General features: G+C 71.6%; 19 protein-coding genes, 1 tRNA gene and 2 pseudogenes. 9 read left to right on the plus strand and 13 right to left on the minus strand.

Features of this window, described 5'->3' with window-relative positions; all coding sequences use genetic code 11:
• Window positions 1-81: 81 nt before the first annotated feature.
• Both ABZV00_RS20830 and fabG read left to right on the plus strand, forming a co-directional pair.
• On the plus strand, window positions 82-1,734 hold the full coding sequence (locus ABZV00_RS20830; protein ID WP_355608618.1) for an alpha-amylase family protein: 1,653 nt from the start codon (window positions 82-84) through the stop codon (window positions 1,732-1,734).
• 43 nt (window positions 1,735-1,777) lie between these two features.
• Window positions 1,778-2,536, plus strand: coding sequence for a 3-oxoacyl-ACP reductase FabG (gene fabG, locus ABZV00_RS20835; RefSeq protein WP_355608620.1), 759 nt, complete (start codon window positions 1,778-1,780; stop codon window positions 2,534-2,536).
• Between the two features lie 96 nt (window positions 2,537-2,632).
• Here the strand turns inward: fabG and ABZV00_RS20840 are convergent, their stop codons facing one another.
• Both ABZV00_RS20840 and ABZV00_RS20845 read right to left on the minus strand, forming a co-directional pair.
• Window positions 2,633-3,049: a hypothetical protein gene (locus ABZV00_RS20840; protein WP_328419916.1), complete on the minus strand. Its 417-nt coding sequence runs from the start codon at window positions 3,047-3,049 to the stop codon at window positions 2,633-2,635.
• A pseudogene (locus ABZV00_RS20845) lies at window positions 3,042-3,469 on the minus strand (hypothetical protein). Before ABZV00_RS20845 ends, ABZV00_RS20840 begins: the two are co-directional and overlap by 8 nt.
• A gap of 454 nt (window positions 3,470-3,923) precedes the next feature.
• On the opposite strand from ABZV00_RS20845, the gene ABZV00_RS20850 reads away from it, so the two are divergent.
• Both ABZV00_RS20850 and erm read left to right on the plus strand, forming a co-directional pair.
• Window positions 3,924-4,826 carry a Gfo/Idh/MocA family oxidoreductase gene (locus ABZV00_RS20850; protein ID WP_355608624.1) on the plus strand — a complete coding sequence of 301 codons (903 nt, stop codon included), beginning with the start codon at window positions 3,924-3,926 and terminating at the stop codon, window positions 4,824-4,826.
• A gap of 438 nt (window positions 4,827-5,264) precedes the next feature.
• Window positions 5,265-6,062, plus strand: a complete 798-nt coding sequence (gene erm / locus ABZV00_RS20855; RefSeq protein WP_355608627.1) for an ErmE/ErmH/ErmO/ErmR family 23S rRNA (adenine(2058)-N(6))-methyltransferase — start codon at window positions 5,265-5,267, stop codon at window positions 6,060-6,062.
• 14 nt (window positions 6,063-6,076) lie between these two features.
• On the opposite strand, the gene ABZV00_RS20860 is transcribed toward erm, so the two are convergent.
• Window positions 6,077-6,268: a DUF2795 domain-containing protein gene (locus tag ABZV00_RS20860; protein WP_328419910.1), complete on the minus strand. Its 192-nt coding sequence runs from the start codon at window positions 6,266-6,268 to the stop codon at window positions 6,077-6,079.
• A gap of 117 nt (window positions 6,269-6,385) precedes the next feature.
• On the opposite strand from ABZV00_RS20860, the gene ABZV00_RS20865 reads away from it, so the two are divergent.
• Window positions 6,386-7,642, plus strand: a complete 1,257-nt coding sequence (locus ABZV00_RS20865; protein ID WP_328419908.1) for an erythromycin esterase family protein — start codon at window positions 6,386-6,388, stop codon at window positions 7,640-7,642.
• 60 nt (window positions 7,643-7,702) lie between these two features.
• Here the strand turns inward: ABZV00_RS20865 and ABZV00_RS20870 are convergent, their stop codons facing one another.
• From ABZV00_RS20870 to ABZV00_RS20880, 3 genes are all read right to left on the minus strand, one after another.
• The gene (locus tag ABZV00_RS20870) at window positions 7,703-9,940 is read right to left on the minus strand and encodes an MMPL family transporter (RefSeq protein ID WP_355608631.1); all 2,238 of its coding nucleotides are present in this window, start codon (window positions 9,938-9,940) and stop codon (window positions 7,703-7,705) included.
• Window positions 9,940-10,530, minus strand: a complete 591-nt coding sequence (locus ABZV00_RS20875) for a helix-turn-helix domain-containing protein (RefSeq protein ID WP_355608633.1) — start codon at window positions 10,528-10,530, stop codon at window positions 9,940-9,942. The genes ABZV00_RS20870 and ABZV00_RS20875 overlap by 1 nt, the downstream gene beginning before the upstream one ends.
• A gap of 100 nt (window positions 10,531-10,630) precedes the next feature.
• Window positions 10,631-11,062, minus strand: a complete 432-nt coding sequence (locus ABZV00_RS20880; protein ID WP_328419902.1) for a helix-turn-helix domain-containing protein — start codon at window positions 11,060-11,062, stop codon at window positions 10,631-10,633.
• A gap of 79 nt (window positions 11,063-11,141) precedes the next feature.
• On the opposite strand from ABZV00_RS20880, the gene ABZV00_RS20885 reads away from it, so the two are divergent.
• On the plus strand, window positions 11,142-12,593 hold the full coding sequence (locus ABZV00_RS20885) for an MFS transporter (RefSeq protein ID WP_355608636.1): 1,452 nt from the start codon (window positions 11,142-11,144) through the stop codon (window positions 12,591-12,593).
• Entirely contained in the window at window positions 12,565-13,584 is a 1,020-nt protein-coding gene (locus ABZV00_RS20890) for an ATP-dependent DNA ligase (protein WP_355608727.1), read from the plus strand. Before ABZV00_RS20885 ends, ABZV00_RS20890 begins: the two co-directional genes overlap by 29 nt.
• 83 nt (window positions 13,585-13,667) lie before the next feature.
• Here the strand turns inward: ABZV00_RS20890 and ABZV00_RS20895 are convergent, their stop codons facing one another.
• On the minus strand, window positions 13,668-14,993 hold the full coding sequence (locus tag ABZV00_RS20895) for a glycosyl hydrolase family 18 protein (RefSeq protein WP_355608638.1): 1,326 nt from the start codon (window positions 14,991-14,993) through the stop codon (window positions 13,668-13,670).
• A gap of 297 nt (window positions 14,994-15,290) precedes the next feature.
• Here ABZV00_RS20895 and ABZV00_RS20900 point away from each other — a divergent pair, with 297 nt between their 5' ends.
• Window positions 15,291-16,496, plus strand: coding sequence for a DUF418 domain-containing protein (locus ABZV00_RS20900; RefSeq protein WP_355608641.1), 1,206 nt, complete (start codon window positions 15,291-15,293; stop codon window positions 16,494-16,496).
• Between the two features lie 45 nt (window positions 16,497-16,541).
• Here the strand turns inward: ABZV00_RS20900 and ABZV00_RS20905 are convergent.
• A pseudogene (locus tag ABZV00_RS20905) lies at window positions 16,542-17,380 on the minus strand (aldo/keto reductase).
• A gap of 60 nt (window positions 17,381-17,440) precedes the next feature.
• Window positions 17,441-17,884: a helix-turn-helix domain-containing protein gene (locus ABZV00_RS20910; RefSeq protein ID WP_355608643.1), complete on the minus strand. Its 444-nt coding sequence runs from the start codon at window positions 17,882-17,884 to the stop codon at window positions 17,441-17,443.
• Between the two features lie 122 nt (window positions 17,885-18,006).
• Between ABZV00_RS20910 and ABZV00_RS20915 the strand changes: the two genes are divergently transcribed.
• Window positions 18,007-18,936, plus strand: a complete 930-nt coding sequence (locus ABZV00_RS20915; protein WP_355608646.1) for an NADP-dependent oxidoreductase — start codon at window positions 18,007-18,009, stop codon at window positions 18,934-18,936.
• Between the two features lie 51 nt (window positions 18,937-18,987).
• Here ABZV00_RS20915 and ABZV00_RS20920 read toward each other — a convergent pair.
• The 4 genes from ABZV00_RS20920 to ABZV00_RS20935 all read right to left on the minus strand — a co-directional run bounded on the left by ABZV00_RS20920 (window position 18,988) and on the right by ABZV00_RS20935 (window position 21,592).
• Window positions 18,988-19,062, minus strand: a tRNA-Arg gene (locus ABZV00_RS20920).
• Between the two features lie 145 nt (window positions 19,063-19,207).
• Window positions 19,208-19,903 carry a winged helix-turn-helix domain-containing protein gene (locus ABZV00_RS20925; RefSeq protein WP_328426067.1) on the minus strand — a complete coding sequence of 232 codons (696 nt, stop codon included), beginning with the start codon at window positions 19,901-19,903 and terminating at the stop codon, window positions 19,208-19,210.
• 199 nt (window positions 19,904-20,102) lie between these two features.
• Complete coding sequence (locus ABZV00_RS20930) at window positions 20,103-20,771, minus strand: DUF305 domain-containing protein (RefSeq protein WP_355608648.1); 669 nt, start codon at window positions 20,769-20,771, stop codon at window positions 20,103-20,105.
• Between the two features lie 8 nt (window positions 20,772-20,779).
• The gene (locus ABZV00_RS20935; RefSeq protein ID WP_355608651.1) at window positions 20,780-21,592 is read right to left on the minus strand and encodes a DUF3105 domain-containing protein; all 813 of its coding nucleotides are present in this window, start codon (window positions 21,590-21,592) and stop codon (window positions 20,780-20,782) included.
• Between the last annotated feature and the right edge of the window lie 35 nt (window positions 21,593-21,627).

Genomic DNA, 21,627 nt, shown 5'->3' on the forward strand with positions numbered 1-21,627 from the left:
CCGGCCGGAAAGAGCCGACCGCGGTCCGCCACCGGCCGGGGCGGGTTTGCCGCGATGATCAACCGGAGAAGTTCTTCCGGCATGGGTGACCGTTGGTACTCCGAAGCCGTCGTCTACTGCCTCGACATCGACACGTACGCCGACTCCGACGGCGACGGGGTCGGTGACATCCGCGGGCTGATCGGCCGGCTGGACTACCTGGCCCGGCTGGGGGTGACGTGCCTGTGGCTGCACCCGATCCACCCGTCGCCCAACCGCGACGACGGCTACGACGCCACCGACTTCTACAACGTGGACCCGCGCTTCGGCACTCTCGGCGACTTCGCCGAGCTGCTGCACCAGGCGCAGAACCGGGGCATCCGCGTGATCATCGACCTGGTGGTCAACCACACCTCCGACGAGCACCCGTGGTTCCAGTCCGCCCGCTCCTCGCCGGACTCGCCGTACCGCGACTGGTTCGTCTGGTCCGACACAGAGCCGGACGACCGGCACCAGGGCATGGTCTTCCCCGGCGAGCAGAACGAGACCTGGAGCTACGACCGCACCGCCAAGGCGTGGTTCTACCACCGGTTCTACAAGTTCCAGCCGGACCTGAACTTCGCCAATCCGGAGGTCCGGGCGGAGATCAAGAAGATCATGTCGTTCTGGCTCCAGCTCGGTGTCTCCGGCTTCCGGATGGACGCGGTGCCGTTCATCATCGAGCTGACCGAGCCGGGCAACCCGAACTCGCCGAAGGACTTCGAGTTCCTCACCGAGCTGCGCCAGCACGTGCAGTGGCGGCGCCCCGACGCCGTCCTGCTGGCCGAGGCGAACGTCGAGCCGGACCAGTTGCCCACGTTCTTCGGCGACGCCGGCGGCTCCGGCAACCGGATCCACATGCTCTTCGACTTCATGCTCAACGGCCGTCTCATCCTGGCCCTGGCCCGGCAGGACCCGGAGGCGCTGATCGAAGCGCTGCGGGACACTCCGAAGCTGCCCGTCGGCGGCCAGTGGGCGACCTTCCTGCGCAACCACGACGAGATCGACCTGTCCCGGCTCACCACCGAACAGCGCAACCAGGTGTACGCGGAGTTCGGCCCGGACGAGAACATGCGCATCTACGACCGGGGCATCCGCCGCCGGCTCGCCCCGATGCTCGGCAACGACCGGCGTCGCATCGAGCTGGCGTACGCCCTGCAGTTCTCGCTGCGCGGCACTCCGGTGCTGCGCTACGGCGAGGAGATCGGGATGGGCGAGGACCTGTCGCTGCCCGGTCGGGAGGCGATCCGTACCCCGATGCAGTGGTCGTACCAGCCGAACGCCGGCTTCTCCACGGCGGACCCGGAGAAGCTGGTCCGTCCCGTGATCGACAAGGGTGAGTTCGGCTACCAGAAGGTCAACGTCACGGCTCAGCGGGGCGACTCGAAGTCGCTGCTCGCCTGGTTCGAGCGCATGATCGGGACGCTGCGCGAGGCGCCGGAGATCGGCTCCGGCTCGACCACCCACATCGACGTGCCGATGCCGGCCGGAGTGCTGGCGCACCGGGCGGACGGGCGGACCGGGACCATGGTCTTCCTGCACAACCTGGGCACCGACGACGTCGAGGTGGACCTGAGCAGCCTGGAGGCGGAGGCCGACCTGCCGATCGACGTGCTCACCGACCGTGGCTACGGCGAGTTGGGCAAGCTCGGTGCGGTCAAGCTCTCCGGCCACGGCTACCGCTGGATCCGCCTCTGCCGGGGCCTGGCCTGCTGACGCTAAGCTCCTTCGATCGACCCCACGTTACCGGGAGGTAATCATGTCGGAGGAGCCCCGCGTCGCCATCGTCACCGGAGCCGCGCGCGGTATCGGCGCGGCCACCGCCCGGCGGTTGGCCGCCGACGGGATGGCTGTCGCCGTGGTCGACATCGAGGAGGCGGCGACCAAGGAGACGGTGGACGCCATCGCCGGTGCCGGCGGCCGGGCGCTCGGTGTGGGCGCCGACGTGTCCGACCGGGCACAGGTCGAGGCGGCCGTGGAACGGGTGGCCGCCGGGCTGGGCGCGCCCACCGTGCTGGTGAACAACGCCGGCGTGCTCCGCGACAACCTGCTGTTCAAGATGACCAGCGCCGACTGGGACACGGTCATGGGCGTGCACCTGCGCGGCGCGTTCCTGTTCAGCCAGGCGGCCCAGAAGCACATGGTGGACCGCAAGTGGGGGCGGATCGTCAACCTGTCCAGCACCTCCGCGTTGGGTAACCGGGGCCAGGCGAACTACGCCGCCGCCAAGGCCGGCCTCCAGGGCTTCACCAAGACGCTCGCCATCGAGCTGGGTCCGTTCGGGGTGACCGTCAACGCGGTCGCGCCCGGCTTCATCGTCACCGACATGACCGCGGCCACCGCCGCCCGCATGAAGGTCGACTTCGACGACTTCCAGAAGCACGCCGCCGCCGAGATCCCGGTACGCCGCCCGGGCCGGCCGGAGGACGTCGCGCACACCATCTCGTTCCTGGCCAGCGAGGGAGCGGGGTTCGTCTCCGGCCAGGTCATCTACGTCGCCGGTGGCCCGCGGGACTGACCCGTACCCCCGCGCCTTCGCACTCCCGACGAGGGCGCTCCGTTTGCATGGAGCGCCCTCGACGCGCGCCAGAGCCGGGTCAGGCGGTGCTGCCGGTCAGTCGGCGTCGCGGCGGGTGCGCCAGAGCCAGAGCAGGCCGAGCACCGGCAGCACCAGCGGGATGTACCCGTACCCGCTGCCGAACTGCGACCAGACCGTCTCGTCCGGGAAGAGTTCTTTGTCGACCACGCTCAGGACGCCGACCGCGAGCACCCCGACCAGTTCCACCGTGCAGCAGGCCAGTGCGACCCGCCGGCCGGTGTGCCCGGCGCGGGCCAGCCCCACCGCGGCCACGATGTAGATGAGCGCGGCCAGCGCGGAGAGCAGGTACGCCACCGGCGCCTCGTCGAACTTCGTGGCGATCTGCAGGCCCGCCCGGCTGGTCGCCGCGATGGCGAAGAGCAGGTACACCGCGATCAGCAGCCGGCCCGGACCGGTGTTCGTGGCGCGCCGCGCCGGTCGTGTCTCAACCACCGAGCACCTCCCAGGTCTGCTGCAAACGGACCACCACCACCGGGGCCACCAGGCAGACCGCGCAGACGATCGCCGAACCCCAGCGGGTCGGCTCCATCCGGGCCAGTACCCAGGCCAGCGGCGGCAGGCAGACGAGCGTGACCAGGTAGCCGAAGAAGGCACCGGGCTCGCCGGGGCGGTCCCCGCCGCCGACCGCGACCAGCGCCAGCACACTCAACGCGAGCAGCGCCAACTCGAGTACGCCCAGGCCGATGAACTGCACCCGGTCCGGCGGACGGTGGCGTAGCGCCGCCACCAGTGCCCACACCGCGACGAGCAGCGACAGCACGATGGAAACCGTCGCGAGGATCCCGTCCACCGGTGAGTCGGCGCCCACGCTGGTCACCGGACCCACCCGGTCGTTGCCTCGGTCACCGGCACAGCCTACTAACCGTCGTAGTAAACGGGTGATGCCGCCTGGCTGTCTATCGCCGCTCGCTGTCGAGCTGCCCCACAAATGGGGCAGTGATGAAGTGCGCGGGGGCGAGGGCCCGGGGCCGGGGCCGGGGCCGCGGCGCGGGAGTGGGCGTGCGGCGCGGGGCGCGGGCGTGCGATGGGGGAGTGGGCGTGCGGCGCGAGGGCCGGGCGTGCGATGGAGTGATAGCGGGCATGCGGGCGCAGGCGAGGAGCGGGTGGGGGCTCTTCATGGGGCTGGGTGTCGTTGCCCCATATCTGGGGCAGCTCGACAGGCGCCAATCAGGCATCGGCTCTGCCGGCCCGCGCCGGAACCTCCGGGCTCCGGTTGGTCAACCCGCTGCCGGCACGCCTGGTGGGGCGACTAGCGTGGATCTCGCCCGTGGCGTCGCCGCGGTGAGGGGAAACGGCGGAGGTACACGTGCTGCGGTTCGGCTTGTTCGGCACCGGTCACTGGGCGATTGAGACGCACGGGAAGGCGCTGCACGCACACCCGGACGCGGAACTGGTCGGGGTGTGGGGGCGTAACCCGGAGCGGGCCGCCGCGCTGGCCGAGGTGTACGGGGTGCCGGCGTTCGCCGACGTCGACGCGCTGCTCGAGGTGTGTGACGCGATCGCCGTCGCGCTGCCGCCGGACATCCAGGCCGACATCGCGGTCCGGGCGGCCACCGCCGGCCGGCACCTGCTGCTGGACAAGCCGCTGGCGCTCACCGTCGCCGACGCCGACCGGGTGGTCGCCGCCGCCGAGGCGTCCGGGGTCGCGTCGGTCATCTTCTTCACCCAGCGGTTCCAGCCGAACGTGACCGCGTTCCTCGCCGCGACCGCCGCCGCCGGGGGCTGGCAGCACGGTCGGACCACCGCGTTCGCGTCGATCTTCCAGGAGGGCAGCCCGTACGGCGGTTCGCTGTGGCGGCGCGAGCACGGCGCGCTCTGGGACATCGGCCCGCACGCGCTTTCGATCATCCTGCCGGTGCTGGGCCGGGCGACTCAGGTGGCCGCGATGAACGGCCCGAGCGGGATGGTGCACCTGCTGCTCACCCACGATGGTGGGGCCACCAGCAGCGCCTCGCTCTCCCTGGACGCACCGCGCGAGGCGATGGCCCGGGAGTTCGTGTTCTACGGCGAGAACGGCATCGAGACCGTCCCGCTCGGGGAGAACGACCCCGCGACGGCGTTCGGCGTGGCGATCGACCAGCTCATCGAGCAGGTTCAGGCGGGCACCCGGGACCACCGCTGCGACGTCCGCTTCGGCCGGGAGGTCGTCGGCATCCTCGCCGCCGCCGAAATCGCCCGCACCGAATCCCGCACAGTCCCCCTCCCGTAACCCCACCCCCACCCCCACCCCCACCCCCGCCCACCGGGGGATGGGTCGGGGGCGGGGGAAATGGGTGGAGGGCGGGGTTGGGGTTGGTTAGGGTGGCGGGCATGTTCACGCATGCCCTGATCGAGGGGGTCGGTACGCCGGCCGCTCGGGGCCTCTTGTTGGTGTCCCGCCCGCGAGTCCGGCGTCCGGCCCTGGCCGGCCGGGACGCGACCCGCCGCTGATCGGTTCACCCTCGCGGCGAGCCGGGGCTGAGCCCCGCCGCCGCTGATCGGCTCATTCCTGCCGCCGCACCCGGGGCTGTCGCCCCGTCGCTGCCGCACCGCCGCGTTCCCGCGCCATCGTCCAGGGCCGTCCGAGTCCCGATCCACTCGGACAGGCCCGGAGTCCCGGCTGCCTGTCCAGCCCGTCGCCGAACGGCGACAGACAGGACGAAGACCCGTGGCGCCCCGCAAATCCCGACCTACCGAACGCGACCGGTCCCGTCGTGTACTCAGCCAGAACTTTCTCGCCGACCCGACCGCCGTGGCACGGCTGGTCCGCGCCGCCGACCCCGATCCGGACGGGCTCCTACTGGAGGTCGGCGCCGGTCGTGGCCAGCTGACCCGGCCGCTCGCCGCCCGCTGTGCGCGACTGACGGCGTACGAGGTGGATCCGGCCGCCGGCCGGGAGCTGTCCGCCGTCTGCGCGACCCTGCCCACCGTCGAGCACCGACAGGCCGACTTCCTGGCCGCCGAGCCACCACCGGAGCCGTTCGCGGTGGTCGGCAACATCCCCTGGTCGCTGACCTCGGCCGTGGTGCGGTGGTGCCTGGCGGCGCCCCGGTTGCGCTCGGCCACCCTGCTCACCCAACTGGAGTACGCCCGTCGGCGCAGCGGCGACTACGGCCGGTGGACCCGGCTCACCGTCTCGACCTGGCCGGAGTTCGGCTGGCGGCTGGCCGGACGGGTACCACGTACCGCGTTCCGGCCGGTGCCGGCGGTGGACGCCGGGATCCTGCGCATCGAGCGTCGGGCGGAGCCGCTGCTACCCCGGGCGGCCCTGCCGGCGTACCAGCGGCTGGTGGCGGTGGGCTTCGAGGGAGTCGGCGGCTCCCTCGCCGCGAGCCTGCGCCGGCATCACCCGCCGTCCCGGGTGGCGGCGGCGCTGCGGGCCACCCGGATCGCATCGGACACCCCGGTCGGCTACGTCTGGCCCGAACAGTGGCTGGTGCTGTTCCGGCTGCTGCACGCCCGGTGACCCCACCGTCCCGGTCAGGTGCGGGTGGTCAGCGCGGCGCTCAACTCGTCCGGCGACTCGAACTGCTCCACCGGCAACGCCTGGAACATCTGCAACATCGCCGTGCTGGCTCCGTTCTCCTGCCCCCAGCGGACCAGATCCTCGCGCGAGACCGGGTAGTCGAGCCCGGCCAGGTACTCCTGCAACTGAACCCCGGTGACGGTCATGTCGGCCGGCTACCCGCTCGCTCCACCCGTACACCGGTCGGCCGCACGGCCGGTGTACGGCGTGTCGCCCGCGGCGCGCCGACGGTTTGTCGCAGCGGCCGCCGGGTAGCCGCTGACATGCTGGTTCAGCGGCTCGGCGCGCCGAGCGACTTCGACCCGTTGCTGGAGCGCGTCCGGGACGCCCGGGTGGTGATGATCGGCGAATCCACCCACGGCAGCTACGACTACTACCGGCTGCGCGAGCAGCTCACCCGCCGGCTGATCGCAGAGTGCGGCTTCTCGTTCGTGGCCGTGGAGGGCGACTGGCCGGACTGCGACCGGGTGCACCGCTCGGTCACCGCCGCGCCGGGCGGGGCGCTCGATCCACAGATCGCGCTCGATCGGTTCGAGCGGTGGCCGACCTGGATGTGGGCGAACGCCGAGGTGGCCCGGTTCTGCCGGTGGCTGCGGGCGTGGAACGTGGAACGGCCGGAGGAGCAACGGGCCGGATTCCACGGGCTCGACGTGTACAGCCTCTGGGAGTCGATGCAGGCCATCTTCGACTACCTGGGGGAGGAGGATCCGACCTCGCTGGAGGCGGCGCAGGACGCGTACCGGTGCTTCGAGCCGTACGGCAAGCGGGTCGAGGAGTACGGCGCGGCCAGCCGGTTCGTCTCCGCCCGCTGCGAGGAGGAGGTGGTCCGGCTGCTGGCCCGGACCCGGGAACATGCCCTCTCCGACGGTCCGGACCGCTTCTCGGCCTGGCAGAACGCGGAGGTGGTGGCCGGCGCGGAGCGCTACTACCGGGCGATGGTGGCCGGTGGGCCGGATTCGTGGAACATCCGCGACACCCACATGCAGGACACCCTGGACCGGCTGCTGGACCGGTACGGCCCGGACGCCCGAGGGATCGTCTGGGCGCACAACACGCACGTCGGGGACGCCCGGGCCACCGACATGGCCGCGGACGGGATGATCAACATTGGTCAGCTGGCCCGGGAGCGGCACGGCGACGACGCGGTGACGCTGATCGGCTTCGGCAGCTACCGCGGGACGGTGATCGCCGCCCCCCGGTGGGGCTCGACGCCCGAGCCGATGGTGGTGCCACCGGCCCGCGAGGGATCGGTCGAGCGGCGGATGCACGAGTTGATGCCGGATCGGGCGGTCCTGGTCTTCGGCGGGGAGGACCAGCCCGGCTGGGTCACCGACACCGTGGACCACCGGGCGATCGGCGTCGTCTACGACCCGTCCTTCGAGTCCTGGGGCAACTACGTCCCGACCCGGCTCGGCGAACGCTACGACGCCTTCATCTGGTGTGACGAGACCACCGCCCTGCACCCGCTGCCCGTCCCGGCCGCCCCCGGTGAGATGGAGACCTACCCAGCCGGCGTCTGACCCGCTCGACCGCGGAGGCGTGGTGTCCGAAATGCCACCAGGCCTCCGCGGTCGAGCGGGTCAGACCCGGGTCGGCGTGCGCTCGGTGAGGTGGTTCCGCAGGCCCTCGCCCTCGATGTCGACGTTCGGCAGGACGCGGGACAGCCAGCGGGGCAGCCACCAGGCCCGGTCGCCGAGCAGCGACATCACCGCGGGAACGATGGTCATCCGGACCACGAAGGCGTCGATGGCCACACCCACAGCGAGCGCGAAGCCCATCGACTTGATCACCGGGTCCTCCAGGAAGACGAAGCCTCCGAAGACGGAAATCATGATCAGCGCGGCGGCGGTGACCACCCGGGCACCGTGCCCCATGCCGCTGATGGTGGCCTGCCGGGCGGACTCGCCGTGCACGAAGTCCTCCCGCATCCGGGACACCAGGAACACCTCATAGTCCATCGCGAGCCCGAACAGGATGCCGATGAGCAGGATCGGCAGGAAGCTGATCAGCGGGGCCGGGGTGTCCAGGCCGACCAGGTCGGCGAGGTGCCCCTGTTGGAAGACCGCCACCGTGATGCCGAATGTGGCGGCGACGGTGAGCAGGAAGCCCAGCGCGGCCTTGATCGGCACCAGCAGCGAGCGGAAGACCAGCATCAGCAGCAGTACGGAGAGCCCGACCACCAGCAGCAGGTAGGTCGGCAGCGCGTCGGAGAGCTTCTCGGAGACGTCGATGCCGACTGCGGTGGCCCCCGTGAGCAGTACGTCCGCGTCGCGGATCCCGCCCACCGAGCCACGGATCTCGTGCACCATCGTCTCGGTGGCCTCGTCGGTCGGGCCGGTCTTCGGCACCACCCCGAGCAGCGCGGTCCGGCCGTCCGGGCTGACCTGCGCCGGCGCCACCGCGAGCACGTTCTCGGTGCGCTGGAGCAGGGCGGTGACCTGCGGCACGGCGGCCGAGGTGGCCTGCGGCGTGTCGCCGGCGACCACCACCGCGAGCCGGCCGGTGAAGCCCGGTCCGAAGCCCTCGGTGGTCAAATCACTCGACACCCGGGCGGGCGAGCCGACGGCCGCCGTCGAGGGGTCCGGCAGGGCCAGCCGCATGTCCGGTGTGGGCAGCGCGAGCAGCCCCAGGCCGAGCAGGCTGAGCAGGATGACCGGTACCCGGAACCGGGTGACCAGCCGCGCCCAGCGGAAGCCGAACGAGGACCGGTCCTCGTTCGGCGCGTTCTCGACGGACGGCCGGTCGTTGACGTCCGGACCGTCGACCGGTGCGACGTCACCGGCACTCGCTGAGTCGGCGGCGACCGATCGCAGCCGGCGGGGGAGCACCCGGAGGCCGGCGAAGCCGAGCAGCGCGGGCTGGAGGGTGATCGCGACGAGCACCGCGACGGTGACCGTGCCGGCGGCGGCGAAACCCATCACGGTGAGGAACGGGATGTTCACCACGGCCAGCCCGGCCAGGGCGATGACCACGGTGGCGCCCGCGAAGACCACGGCGGAGCCGGCGGTGCCCACGGCCCGGCCGACCGCCTCCTCCGGGGACAGGCCGTCGAGCAGGTTCTGCCGATGCCGGGAGGTGATGAACAGCGAGTAGTCGATGCCGACCGCGAGGCCGAGCATCAGTGCCAGGATCGGCGCGGTGCTGGTCAACTCGATGACGCCGCTCAGCGCGAACAGACCGGCCATGCCGACGCCCACGCCGATCAGGGCGTTGAGCATGGTCATCCCGGCGGCCACCAGTGAGCCGAAGGTGATGATCAGAACGATCGCGGCGACCAGTACGCCGAGCGCCTCGGTGGAGCCGATCTCCGGCTCACCACCCAGCACCTCGCCACCCGGGGCGACCTGCCAACCCTTCGCCTCGGCGGCGGCACCGACCTCCTCGTACGCGGTGCGCTGCTCATCGCTCACCCCGTCGGCGCCGGTCGCGAACTGGACCTGGACCAGTGCGTACCGGCCGTCGGGCGAGACCGCGCCGACCTGGAACGGGTCGACCGCACCGACCACACCGGGCAGCGTGGAGGCCTGCTGGACCAGTTCCTGCACCACGGCCTGGCCCTCGGGGCTGGCCAGTTGGCCGTCCCCCGGCGCCTTGACCGCGATGGTGCCGGTGGCGCCGCTGGCCGCGGGGAACTGCTCGGCGAGCAGGTCGAGCGCGCGCTGGCTCTCGGTGCCGGGCATGGTGAAGTTGCTCGCCGTCGGGCCGCGCAGGGTCGCTGCGGCAAGGCCGGCGACGACGAGTACGACGAGCCAGAGCGCGACGACGAGCCGTCGCCGGCGCAGCGCGCCCCGGCCGAGCCGGTAGAGCAGGGTGGCCATCAGGATTCCTTGTCCTCGGTCGTGGGTGGTTGGGGCAGGCGTGCGTCGTCGACGGGTTCGAGGGCCCGCCGGACGAGGGAGAGCAGGGCGACGCGCAGTTCGTCGTCGGGAATGTCGACGAACTCGGCGCACGCCTCGGGGATGCCGGCCAGCAGCACCAGCGCCGTGATCCGGGCTACCGGCCGGTCGGAGTGCCCGGCCAACGCGTCTCGCAGCCGTTCGGAGATCTGCTGGATGTGGGCGAAGGCCGGCTGGCAGAGCAGCTCCGAGAACTCACCGCGGAGCAGCGCGATCTCCCCCCGGAACCGGACCGCGAGGTCGACGAAGCCCACGCCGGCGGCCTGCTGGGCGGCCGCGCCGGTCAGCCCGGTGAGCTGGTCGTCGAGGTCCCGCAGGACGGCGATCGCCGGGGACATCAGCTCGGCGAGCAGGGCTTCCTTGTTGGCGAAGTGGTACAGCACGGTGGCCTTGGAACAGCCGACCTCGCGGGCGATGTCCTGGAGCGAGGTGCCCCGGTAGCCGGTCACCGCGAACCGCCGCGCCGCCGCGGCGAGGATCTCGCCGTGCGTGTCGAAAACCGCCTTGGCCATCACTGGTCCACCTCCGCAGACCAGCATGCCTGACCGATCGGTCAGACCCTGACCGATCGGTCAGATTGCCGTGGTGGCGTTCCCCACACCACCACCCGGTTTAACCGGCGTGCTCGGTGTCGTACCTGGTCCGGGCCTCGGCGATGGCCCGGCGGTGCCGCTCGGCCCAGCTGGTCAGCGCCACCAGCGACTCGTAGAGCTCCAGCGCCATCGGGGTGGCCGTGTACTCGACCTTGGGCGGGACGGTCGGATAGACCGTGCGGTGCAGCAGGCCGTCCCGTTCCAGGTTGCGCAGGGTCAGCGTGAGCATCCGTCGACTGATCCCCTCGATGTGCCGCTCCAGTTCGGTGAAGCGCACCGGGCCGTTCGAGGCGGCCACCAGGATGCCGATGCTCCACTTGCCGCCGACCCGGTCGAGCACCTCGCGGACGGTGCACGCCCGGGCCTGCCCCGGGGTGAACGGCACGTTCCCGGCCGCGCAGGTCAGCTCGGCCTGGACCAGCGCGGACACATCGCTGTTCCTCTGGGACATAACAGTGCCTCCTTCCGCTCAGGCTCATGGTCACAGACGATGGCGTCGGTAACAAACCGTGCACCAAGGAGGGGTCCCCATGGACCGTGTCGTCCCGTCCCGCTGGCCAGCGCTGCTCGTGCTCTGCGCCGGCAGCCTGATGATCATCCTGGACGGCAGCGTGGTCGCCGTGGCACTGCCCGCCGTGCAACGCGACCTGGGATTCACCGCCGCCGGCCTGGCGTGGGTGGTCAACGCCTACCTGGTCGCGTTCGGCGGGCTGCTGCTGCTCGCCGGCCGCCTCGGCGACCTGCTCGGCCGCCGGCGGGTCTTCCTGGCCGGCGTCGCGCTGTTCACCCTGGCCTCGCTGGCCTGCGCGGTCGCCTCCGGGCCGGCCCTGCTGGTCGCCGCGCGCTTCGGTCAGGGCGTCGGCGGCGCGCTGGCCATGGCGGTCAGTCTCGGCATGATCGTCCGGCTCTACCCAGAGCCGGCCGAGCGGGCCCGCGCGATCGCCGTGTTCAGCTTCACCGGGGCGGCCGGCGCGTCGGTCGGCACGGTGGCCGGTGGGGTGCTCACCGACCTGGCCGGCTGGCGGTCGATCTTCCTGGTCAACCTCCCGATCGGGGCGGTGATCCTGCTCGCCGCCGTCCGCCGGCTCCCCGCCGAGCGGGGGATCGGCCTGCGGGCGGGCCTGGACCTGCCCGGCGCGCTGCTCGCCACCGCCGGCCTGATGGCCGCCGTGCTGAGCATCGTGGGGACCGGCGAGCATGGCTGGACGAGCCCACGGACCCTCGGTGCGGCGGCGCTCGCGGCGCTGCTGCTCGGCGGGTTCGCCATGCGCCAACGGGTGGCGGCCACTCCGCTGCTGCCGGCCCGGGTGCTGCGCGTTCCGGGCCTGGTCGCGGCGAACGCCGTGCAGTTCCTCATGGTCTCCGCGTACTTCGGCTTCCAGTTCCTGCTCGCCGTGGAGCTGCAACTGGTGCTCGGGCTGGATGCGGCCGCCACCGGCTGGGCCTTCCTGCCCACCCCGGTGGTGATCGCGGTGGTGTCGCTCGGCCTGGCCGGTCGGCTGATCGCCCGGTGGGGTGCCCGGACCGTGCTGCTCGCCGGGCTCGGTCTGGCGACCGTCGGCTTCCTGCTGCTCGCCCGGCTGCCCGCCGACGGCGGCTATCTCGCCGACGTACTCCCCTCGATGGTGGTCTTCGGGATGGCCGGCGGCCTGACTCTGCCGGCGGTCACCACGCTGGCCATGGCCGGCGCGACCGACGCGGACGCCGGGCTCGCCTCCGGGCTGGCCAACACCACCCAGCAGGTCGGCGGTGCGGTCGGACTGGCCGCGCTGGCCACCCTGGCCGCCACGCGCGCCGACGGCCTGCGGGCCGCCGGCTGGGCCGAGACGGCCGCGCTGGCCGGCGGCTACCAGATGGCGTTCGCCGTCGCCGCCGCCCTGGTGATCGCCGCGCTGCTGGTCGCGTTGACCACGCTGTCCGGCGACCGGCCCGCTGCGCCGCGCGTCGAAACCGATCGGCAGCGAAGCGCCGCGTCCAGTTGACCGACGGCGCCGGTGCCGGGAGGGTGAGCGGGTGAGCGAGGCTGAGGAAACCCGGGACGGGGTGGCCCTGACCAACCTGGACCAGCCGCTGTCCGACCGCGACGACGCGACCAAGCGCGACCTGGTCGACTACCTCGACGCGGTCCGGGACCGGATCCTGCCGCAACTGCGAGACCGGCCGCTGTCGGTGATCCGGGTCCGCCCCGGCCAGCCGCCGTTCATGCAGAAGAACCTGCCCCGGTACACCCCGGACTGGGTCCGCCGGGTGCCGGTCTGGGCGGAGGCGTCGCACCGGGAGATCGCGTACGCCCTCTGCGACGACCGGCGCACCCTGCTCTGGTTCGCCAACCAGCGGGCCGTGGAGTTCCACCCGACACTGGCCACCGCGGCGGACCTGCACCGCCCGACCCACCTGGTGCTCGACCTCGACCCGCCGGAGGGGGACGGGTTCGGCGCGGCGGTCGCCACGGCGCTGCTGGTCCGCCAGGCGCTCGCCGACGTCGGCCTGGCCGGGGCGGTCAAGACCAGCGGCGCCAAGGGCGTGCACGTCTTCGTCCCGGTGGCCGACGAGCCCACGGCGGAGGAGTTGGCCGCAGCCACCCGGGCGCTCGCCGTCCGCGCCGAGCGGCTCGACCCGGCGCTGGCCACCACGGCCTACATCAAGGAGGACCGGGGCGGCCGGGTCTTCGTGGACGCCACCCGGGCCGGCGGGGCGACCGTGGCGGCCACGTACAGCCCGCGGCTGCGCCCTGGGCTGCCGGTCTCCTTCCCGGTCGACTGGGCCGACCTGCCCGAGGTGACCCCGGCCGACTTCACCATCCGGACCGTGCCGTCGCTGGTGGCCGGGGCTGACCCGTGGGCCGCGCTGATGCCGGCGCCGCAGCCGCTCCCCGCCGACCTGGTGGCCGAGGGGCGAGCCATCCCGGTGGCCCGCGTGCAGGCCATGCACGAGGGCAAGCGCCGGGCCCGCGCCCGCCGACAGACCGGCTGACGGCACGCGCTGGGGTCCGGTCCGGGCGCTCGCTCTCGCGGCGCGGCTCCCCCTCCCAGTCGGGCCGGGGGAGCCGCGACCCTTCAGCGTCCCTGCAAGCGCTTCACGTTGTCGCCGAACGTCCAGCCCTTTGACCCGTCCCAGTTCGCCGACCAGGTCATCAGGCCCTTGAGGCCGGGTATGGCGTTCCACGCCTGCGTGACCAGCGACGTCGACATGTAGCCGCCACCGGCGCCGTTCTGCGCGGGCAGGCCCGGAACCTGCTTGTCGTACGGCACGCGGATGGTGGTGCCCTGGATGGTCAGGCCGTTGTTCAGGCACTGCGTCTGCACCGTGAAGCCCTGCACGGTGCCAGCGGGGTACGAGTCGCCGGCGCAGCCGTACATGCTGCCGTTGTAGTACTGCATGTTCAGCCACCAGAGCCGGCCGTTGTCCACGTACTTCTTGATGATCGGCAGGTACGAGCCCCAGATCGAGCCGTAGACCACGCTGCCGCCGGTGACGTAGGCCGTCTCCGGTGCCATGGTCAGGCCGAAGTTCGACGGCATCCGGGCCAGGACTCCGTCGATGATCCGGATCAGGTTGGCCTGCGACGTGGAGAGGGTGTTGATGTTCCCGCTACCGGTCAGGCCGGTCTCGATGTCGATGTCGATGCCGTCGAAGTGGTAGGCCGTGAGGATCGGCACGATCGTCGCGATGAACCGGTCGGCGACCGCGCTGGAGCTCAGGTCGATGCCCGCCGCGGCCCCGCCGATCGACATCAGGATCGTTGCGCCGGCCGCTTTGGCCTGGCACATCTCGGCTGGGGTGGCCACCTTGACGCCAGCGTCCATGCCGTTCTCCCAGAGCACCGTGCCGTCTGAGCGGATCACCGGGAAAGCCGCGTTGATCACGTTGTAGCCATGCTGGCTGAGCCGGCTGTCGGTGATCGGGATCCAGCCGAGGCCGGGGTGTACGCCGTTGGAGGCGCCATCCCAGTTCTCCCAGTAGCCCTGCAGCACCTTGCCGGCGGGCCGCGACTTCACCCCGCAGGTCCCACCGGTCGGCGGCGGCGTGGTCGGTGGCGGCGTTGTGGGCGGCGGTGTGGTGGGCGGCGGCGTGGTCGGTGGCGGGGTGCCTCCCGAGCACGCGCCCAGGTCACGCCACAGCGACGGGGTCGCGGCCGGGTTCCAGCCGGCACCGGGGTGTGCGGTGTGGGTGACCAGAGCCTGGTAGAGCCGGCCGCCGTAGGTGACCTGGGCACCCGCCGGGTAGGTGTTGCCCTCGGCCCAGGCCGGTGCGGTACAGGCGACCAGCAGGGCGGCGTCCGCCGAGGACACGGCAGCCATGCTGCTGGGGACGAAGGCGACGGCGGCCGCGACGGTCATCGCCGCCCCGGCTACCACTGCGAAAATCCGACGGCTTCTCATGGCTCACTCCCCAGGCTTCGACGACCCGCGACCTCCACATATTGACGTCCGTGATGTTTAATATCAAGGGTTGTTAACAGATTCGGCTGGCGTCGCCTCGGACGGGGACATTGGCCCCACACCCTCATGATCCGGTAGATGTCTCCGGCCATGGTCGCGTTGCCCCCCGCCTCGCGGGGGTAGGGCCTGCCCCACCGGCGAAACTTCCCGCTAACCGGCTGTCATCAGGACAGACCGCTTCGTAGCGTCGCAGGAAAGTCATCGAACACGATTCCTGTCCGTTCCGGAGGTGGTCACGTGAATTTCTCCATCGGAGACCCGCCCGTCGAGAATCGAGCGTCGTCCGGGACGCTCTCCCGGATCGTCGACGTCGACGCGTTGCGCGCCGTGGCGCTGCTCCTCATCCTGGTCGTCAACATCGCCTTCTTCGCCTCCGGCTATTCCTTCCAGCTGGTTCCGGATCCCGCGCACGACTCGTGGGGCGACCAGGCGGTCCGGTGGCTGGTCGAACTGCTCCTCACGATGAAGGCGTACCTGCTCTTCTCCTTTCTGTTCGGCTACAGCTTCACGCTCCAGCTCGATTCCGCCGCGCGGCGCGGCGTCGACTTCGCCCCACGGTTCCGGCGACGGCTGGCCGGGCTCTTCGTGCTCGGCATCCTGCACGCGGTTCTGCTGTTCCAGGGCGACATCCTGACCACGTACGCATTGCTCGGTCTGGTCCTGCTCGGCATGCGGCGAGTCGGCGCCGGGACCGCGCTGCGCGCCGCCGTACTGCTGACCGGCGGGATCGGCTTCGTCCTCGCGCTAGCCGCCACGGGCGGGACCCAGCTGGTCACCGATCCGGCGACGGCACTCGCGGCGGGGCAGCGGTCCACCGAGGCACTACAGGGCGGGATCGGCTCGCTGATCACCGAGCACGTACGCCAGCTGCCGGCGATGTTCGGCACGCTCCTCGTGCAGGGGCCGCTCGCCCTCTCGGCCGTCCTCTTTGGTTACGCTGCCGGGCGGCGCCGGCTACTCACCGACGTCGTCGGGAACCGGCAGCTCCTGCGCCGGGTGCAGCAGCTGGGCTATCCAATCGGCCTGGCCGGTGCGGTGATCTTCGCATCGGGCGGGGGCACCGCCAACCTGACCGGGCTGACGGCGGGCGTGCTCACCGCGCCGCTGCTCGCGGCCGCGTACGCCGCCACCCTGCTCCAGTTCTTCCAGACCGACCGGGGGCGGCGGGTCGTCGCCGTACTCGCGCCGGCCGGCCGGATGTCCCTGTCGAACTACCTGGGTCAGTCGCTGCTCTGCGTGCTGGTCTTCACCGGCGTCGGGCTGGGCCTCGCCGGTGCCGTCGCACCCCCGGTCGTCGTACTCATCGCGGTCGCGATCTACTGCGTGCAGCTCGCCGCCAGCGCGGCGTGGATGGCCCGGTTCCGGTACGGACCGATGGAGTGGCTGTTGCGGGCCTGGACCGAGCAGCGGTGGCCACGGCTGCGGGCCGCGGACCCGGCATGACGGGTCCCGGTACCGGCGCCGCCCGGCTGGGAGATCGTGCAGTGCCTATGCCAGCTCTTGCAGCCGGTCCAGGCTGGTTTGTTGGGCTGGAGTCAGGTGAAGGCTCTCTGCGGCGAGATTCTCCTCCAAATGGTCGATCCGGGCGGTGCCGGGGATCGGGAGCATCACCGGCGAGCGACTCAGGAGCCAGGCGAGCGCAATCTGGGTGGGGGTGGCGCCGACCTCGGATGCTACGGCGGCGATCCCCGCCTTCGCCCCCGACGTTCCTGCCGCGACCGGCCGCCACGGCAGAAACGCGATGCCTGCCCGCTCACAGGCCGTGAGGACGGGCTCATGCTCGCGGTCGAGCACGTTGTACCGGTTCTGCACGCTCGCCACATCAACGATCTGACGCGCCTGGTCCAGCTCGGCGACGGTGACCTCGGACAGCCCGATTCGGCCGATCTTGCCTTCAGCCTTCAGCTCCCGCAACGTACCGAGTTGCTCGGCCAGCGGCGTCTCTGGATCGATCCGGTGCAGCTGGAGCAGCTCGATTCGCTCGACGCGCAGCCGGCGCAGAGCCTGCTCGACCTGCGCGCGCAGGACGGCCGGCCGCCCGTCCAGTTTCCACTCCCCTTGCGGGCCTGATCGCGCAACGCCGACCTTGGTCGTGATGAGCAGCCCGTCCGGATAGGGGTAGAGGGCCTCGGCGAGAAGCTCCTCGTTGCTCCTCCGCCATACAGGTGGGCGGTATCGATCAGCGTGACGCCCAGCGCGACGGCCCGCCGGATCACCGCCAGAGATGCCTCGCGGGCAGCGCCCGCCTCGGTCGGCAGGCGCATGGCACCGAACCCGAGCCGGCGTACCTCCAGATCTCCTCCGATACGGAACGTTGTCGATGTCATTCTGTCTCCCCTGTTGAGGGGGCAACGCTAACAGCACGCTCTCGCGCTGATGGTCAGCGTTCAGCCGACGCGGATGTCATGCTGCTCGCGATTGGCGAGCACCTCGTCCATGTGCGCCTCGGCCCAATCCTTGACGGCGCGCATCAGGTGGTGGAGCGAGAGACCCAGGTCGGTCAGCTCGTACGTGACGGTGACCGGCACGGTTGCCGTCACGGTGCGGGTGACCAGGCCGTCGCGTTCGAGGGAGCGCAGCGTCTGGGTGAGCATCTTCTGGCTGACGCCGGCCAGCCGGCGGGCCAACTCCGAGTAGCGCATCGCTCGCGGCTCGCCGACACGGTTGCTGCCGGGGGCATGCGGGCCGTCGCTGCCGAGTGCCGCCAGGATCAGCGTCACCCACTTGTCGGAGATCCGGTCGAGTAGCTGGCGGCTGGGGCAGCGTGCGAGGAACGCGTCGTAGTCCGCCTGCGCCTGTGCCCGCCTCTGGGCTGCCGTCCGTGTTGGCATCGACTGCTCCTTCCTACCGGGCGGTGCCCTACGCACTCTGAGGTGCGTACTTCCTAGTGGAGAGTTACCCCTCAATAGTGATGTGGGAAGACCGTCGAACACAAGCCATGAGGAGCGGACCCATGAGCATGTCCACCTACCGCACCGCCGTCGTGCGCACCCCGGGCGCACCCGGCTCGATCGAGATCATTGACGTTCCCGTAACTGAGCCCCGGCCCGGCGAGGTCCGGGTCGAGATCGCCGCTGCGCCGGTCAACCCCGTCGACCTCGGGGTCGCGGGTGGCTTCTTCCACGCCATGGGCCTGATCAATCAGGCGGAGCGTACCGGCCTGGGTTGGGACTTCGCCGGCATCGTGGTAGCCGCCGGCCGCGGCGTGGAGCTGACCGTAGGTACCCGGGTCGCCGGTCTGGTGGCTGGGTTCGACCGCGACTTCGGCACCTACGCCGAACAGCTCGTCGTGCCGGCCGCCGACCTCGCCGTCGTGCCTGACGGGCTGGACCTGGTCGCGGCGTCGACGGTGCCGCTCAATGGGCTGGCTGCGGCGCAGATCGTCGACCTGCTCGGCGACGCGCCCACCGGCGGTAACCGGCTGCTGGTGACCGGGGCGGCCGGCGCGGTCGGAGGGTACGTCGCCTCGCTCGCGCAGGACCGCGGCTGGCGCGTGACCGGCCTGGCCCGAGCCGAGGACGAGGAGTTCGTCCGCAGCCTCGGCGCCGACTTCACCGCCCGAGCCGAGCCGGGCTGGGACGCGGTCGCCGACGGTGCTGCCCTGCAGGAGCAGGGTCTCGCCCTGGTCCGCGACGGCGGGGCCTTCGTCGGCGTCCGGCCGAACGCCGTGCCGGCCATGGAGCGCGGGGTCACCATAGCCGCCGTGGTGGCGCACCCCGACGGCCCTCGATTGGATGACCTGCTCGCCCGCACCGCGTCCGGCGAACTGCCGGCCCGAGTGCACACGGTCATGCCGCTGGACCAGGTCGACGACGCCCACCGGGCCATGGCGAAGGGTGGGGTGCGTGGTCGCTACGTACTCCAGCCCTGGACACACGACTAAGGCCCCTGACCGGGGTTTACCCTGTCAGAGGCCTTATGTGCGATTCAACGATGGTGCCCCCGGCAGGATTCGAACCTGCGCCCCCGCCTCCGGAGGGCGGTGCTCTATCCCCTGAGCTACGGGGGCTCAGCGACTGGAGAAGACTAGCAAACCTCCTCCGTGAACGCCGAATCGGTATCCGGTGACCCGATCGTGTCGCCAACCGCCCGATCGCCCTGGTGGTCAGCCGCCCGACCGCCCGGGGCGGTCAGGCGGCGAGGGCCCGTAGCCGTCAGGCGGCGGCGATCACCCGACCGCAGCTGGGCAGCGGGTGCAGCACGATCCGCCGGGGGAGTCGCCGGGGCCACTCGTTGCGCGGCCAGGAGCCGTCCACGATCAGGTGCACGGTGCGCTGCTCCTCCCCACTGAGTCGCAGCACGAAGTCGCGGGGCAGCGGCGGGTCCACCGTCGGCGTGGTGATCATGAAGCGCACCCGACCGCGGGACGAGACGGCGGAGATCACGTCGGCCGCCGGCATGGTGCCGCGCAGCCGGACCCGCCCCAGCCAGTAGACCTCGGCGAGGTGCTCCTGGGCGGCCCGGGTGATCGCCGGGTACTCGCTGCGTACCCAGCGCTCGACCGCGCTGACGCAGAGCCCGCAGGCCCGCTCGCGCGGCTCCCGCGGACCCAACCCCCAGGCCCGCAGGTACGCCCCGACCGCGCCCGCGTCCAGCGGCAGGTCGAACCGGCGCTGGATGAGCGTGGTGAGGCTCTGCCGCGTCCACAGCTCCTCGTCCAGGCCGAACTCGTCGGGATGGACGCCCCGCAGCGCGTCGATCAGTTCGAGTTCCTGTTCGCGGCTGAGCATTCCCGGCTCGCCCTGCCGCTGTCCGCGACGGACGGCTGCCACCGCCCCGTCACCGCCGATGGTGTGGCGCCGGCACCAGCTGGTGACCGAACGCCGTGCGTCTCTGAGTGCAACCCCCACGTCCTGCGCAACGAGCCCGAATCGCAACTGGTCACGATATGTGCGGAGAAAACTCTCTAAGCAACGTAATCGGTTGCACCGCTCAAAACGCCCATACAGGATTTCAGGGACAAGAGGGGGTCGTTCCCACCACATGACGCGGGCCCGCGCCCCGCCGGTCCACGGCGGTGACGCGGGCCCGATGCGCCCGTCCGGTAGGTCAGCCCTTGGCCTGCGCCTGGAGCTGCCGGAGGTTGTTCAGCTCGCTCTGCTGGGTGGACTTCATGGTCCGCGCCACCCGCAGCACCTCGGCGTTGTCGGTCTCGCCGAGCACCGCGTCGATCATGTGGATGCCGCCCAGGTGATGATTGATCATCAGGTCCAGGAACTGCCGGTCGACCTCGATGCCCTGGGCGTCACGCAGGGCGGCCATCTCCTGCGGGGTGGCCATCCCCGGCATCAGCCCGTCCTTGACGGTGGCCCCGTCGGACATCCACGACATCGGCGGCTGCGACCCGGTCGGGCTCAGCTCCCACTGCCGCAGCCAGGTCTGCATGGCGCCGATCTCGCCCTGCTGCCCGCTGGCGATGTCGACGGCCATCTGCCGCACCCCGGGCAGCGTCGCCGACCGGTACGCGGTCAGGCTCATCTCCACCGCCTGGGTGTGGTGCGTGGTCATGTCCCGCGCGAAGCCCGCCTCCACCGAGGAGTCACCCGGTCGGGTGAGCCCCGGGGTGAGCAGGCCGCCGCCGAACCCGAGCAGCAGGCCCACCACGAGCATGGCGGTCAGCGCCAGCACGCCGTAGCGCCCCCGGGGGGCCCGGCCGCCCTGGTCCGGGGCGGCCGGAGCTGCGTCGTGCTCGCTGTCAGTGGTGGCGGGAGCAGTCATCGCCGTCCTTACTGGGTGGGCATCTGGGAGTCGAGGTCACGCGGCGTGGTGCCGGTGGCGGTGACGCCGGTGTTGCACAGCGCGGTCGGGCCCTCGATGGAGGCGTTCACCCGCAGGTCCTTGATGAACTCGTCGATCCGCGCGTCGTCGGCGTTGTCGACCTTGAGCTGGAAGCCCCACGCCTGAAGCGAGATCGGCTTGTCCAGGCCCTCGTACGGGCTCATCATCATCTTCTCGACGCCGCGGACCTTGCCGGCGAGCTTGTCGATCTGGTCCTGCGGCAGGCCCTGCCGGTAGGTGATCCAGACGGCGCCGTGCTCCAGGCTGTGCACCGCGTGCTCGCTGGCGATCGGTGCGTCGTACACGTCACCCATGCAGTTCTGCCAGGTGGCGTTGTGCACCCCGCCCACCGGCGGCGAGTACTTGTAGGTCAGCGGGCCGGACTTGTGTGCCTCGTACTTGAGGCTCTCCGGGTCCGACTTGCGGTAGTTGACGATGCCGTCGATGGCGCTCGCCCGCTTGTCCCACGGCTTGGCGCCCTGGAACGACGCCCAGGCGCCGTACCCGATGATGCCGGCGGCGAGCACGCCCACGGCGACGAAGAGCGCGATCGGGCCCCAGGCGCGGCCCTGGCTCACCTTGACCGGGGTGACCGGCTTGCGGGGGCCCTTGCCACCTGCCCGCGGAGTGCCCGCAGGCTTGCCCGCCGGCTTGCCGGAACCGGCCTTGGCGCCGGACGCCGGCCGGCCTGCGGCCGGCTTCTTGCCGGTGCTGACCACGGTCGGGCGGCGCTCAGGGCCACCGGGGGTGCTGATGCTCATCGTGCCTCGTCAAGTCGGTCGGTCAGGGATGTTGG

Origin of the sequence: Micromonospora sp. NPDC005173 (assembly GCF_040608515.1) — a bacterium.
GTDB lineage: Bacteria > Actinomycetota > Actinomycetes > Mycobacteriales > Micromonosporaceae > Micromonospora.

Coding starts and splice junctions, on each gene's coding strand:
- ABZV00_RS20935 (WP_355608651.1), bottom strand. CDS start 21,592: ATGAGCATCAGCACCCCCGGTGGCCCTGAGCGCCGCCCGACCGTGGTC.
- fabG (WP_355608620.1), top strand. CDS start 1,778: ATGTCGGAGGAGCCCCGCGTCGCCATCGTCACCGGAGCCGCGCGCGGT.
- ABZV00_RS20870 (WP_355608631.1), bottom strand. CDS start 9,940: ATGGCCACCCTGCTCTACCGGCTCGGCCGGGGCGCGCTGCGCCGGCGA.
- ABZV00_RS20915 (WP_355608646.1), top strand. CDS start 18,007: ATGAGCATGTCCACCTACCGCACCGCCGTCGTGCGCACCCCGGGCGCA.
- ABZV00_RS20895 (WP_355608638.1), bottom strand. CDS start 14,993: ATGAGAAGCCGTCGGATTTTCGCAGTGGTAGCCGGGGCGGCGATGACC.
- ABZV00_RS20830 (WP_355608618.1), top strand. CDS start 82: ATGGGTGACCGTTGGTACTCCGAAGCCGTCGTCTACTGCCTCGACATC.
- ABZV00_RS20865 (WP_328419908.1), top strand. CDS start 6,386: ATGCTGGTTCAGCGGCTCGGCGCGCCGAGCGACTTCGACCCGTTGCTG.
- ABZV00_RS20880 (WP_328419902.1), bottom strand. CDS start 11,062: ATGTCCCAGAGGAACAGCGATGTGTCCGCGCTGGTCCAGGCCGAGCTG.
- ABZV00_RS20860 (WP_328419910.1), bottom strand. CDS start 6,268: ATGACCGTCACCGGGGTTCAGTTGCAGGAGTACCTGGCCGGGCTCGAC.
- ABZV00_RS20930 (WP_355608648.1), bottom strand. CDS start 20,771: ATGACTGCTCCCGCCACCACTGACAGCGAGCACGACGCAGCTCCGGCC.
- ABZV00_RS20875 (WP_355608633.1), bottom strand. CDS start 10,530: ATGGCCAAGGCGGTTTTCGACACGCACGGCGAGATCCTCGCCGCGGCG.
- ABZV00_RS20910 (WP_355608643.1), bottom strand. CDS start 17,884: ATGCCAACACGGACGGCAGCCCAGAGGCGGGCACAGGCGCAGGCGGAC.
- ABZV00_RS20885 (WP_355608636.1), top strand. CDS start 11,142: ATGGACCGTGTCGTCCCGTCCCGCTGGCCAGCGCTGCTCGTGCTCTGC.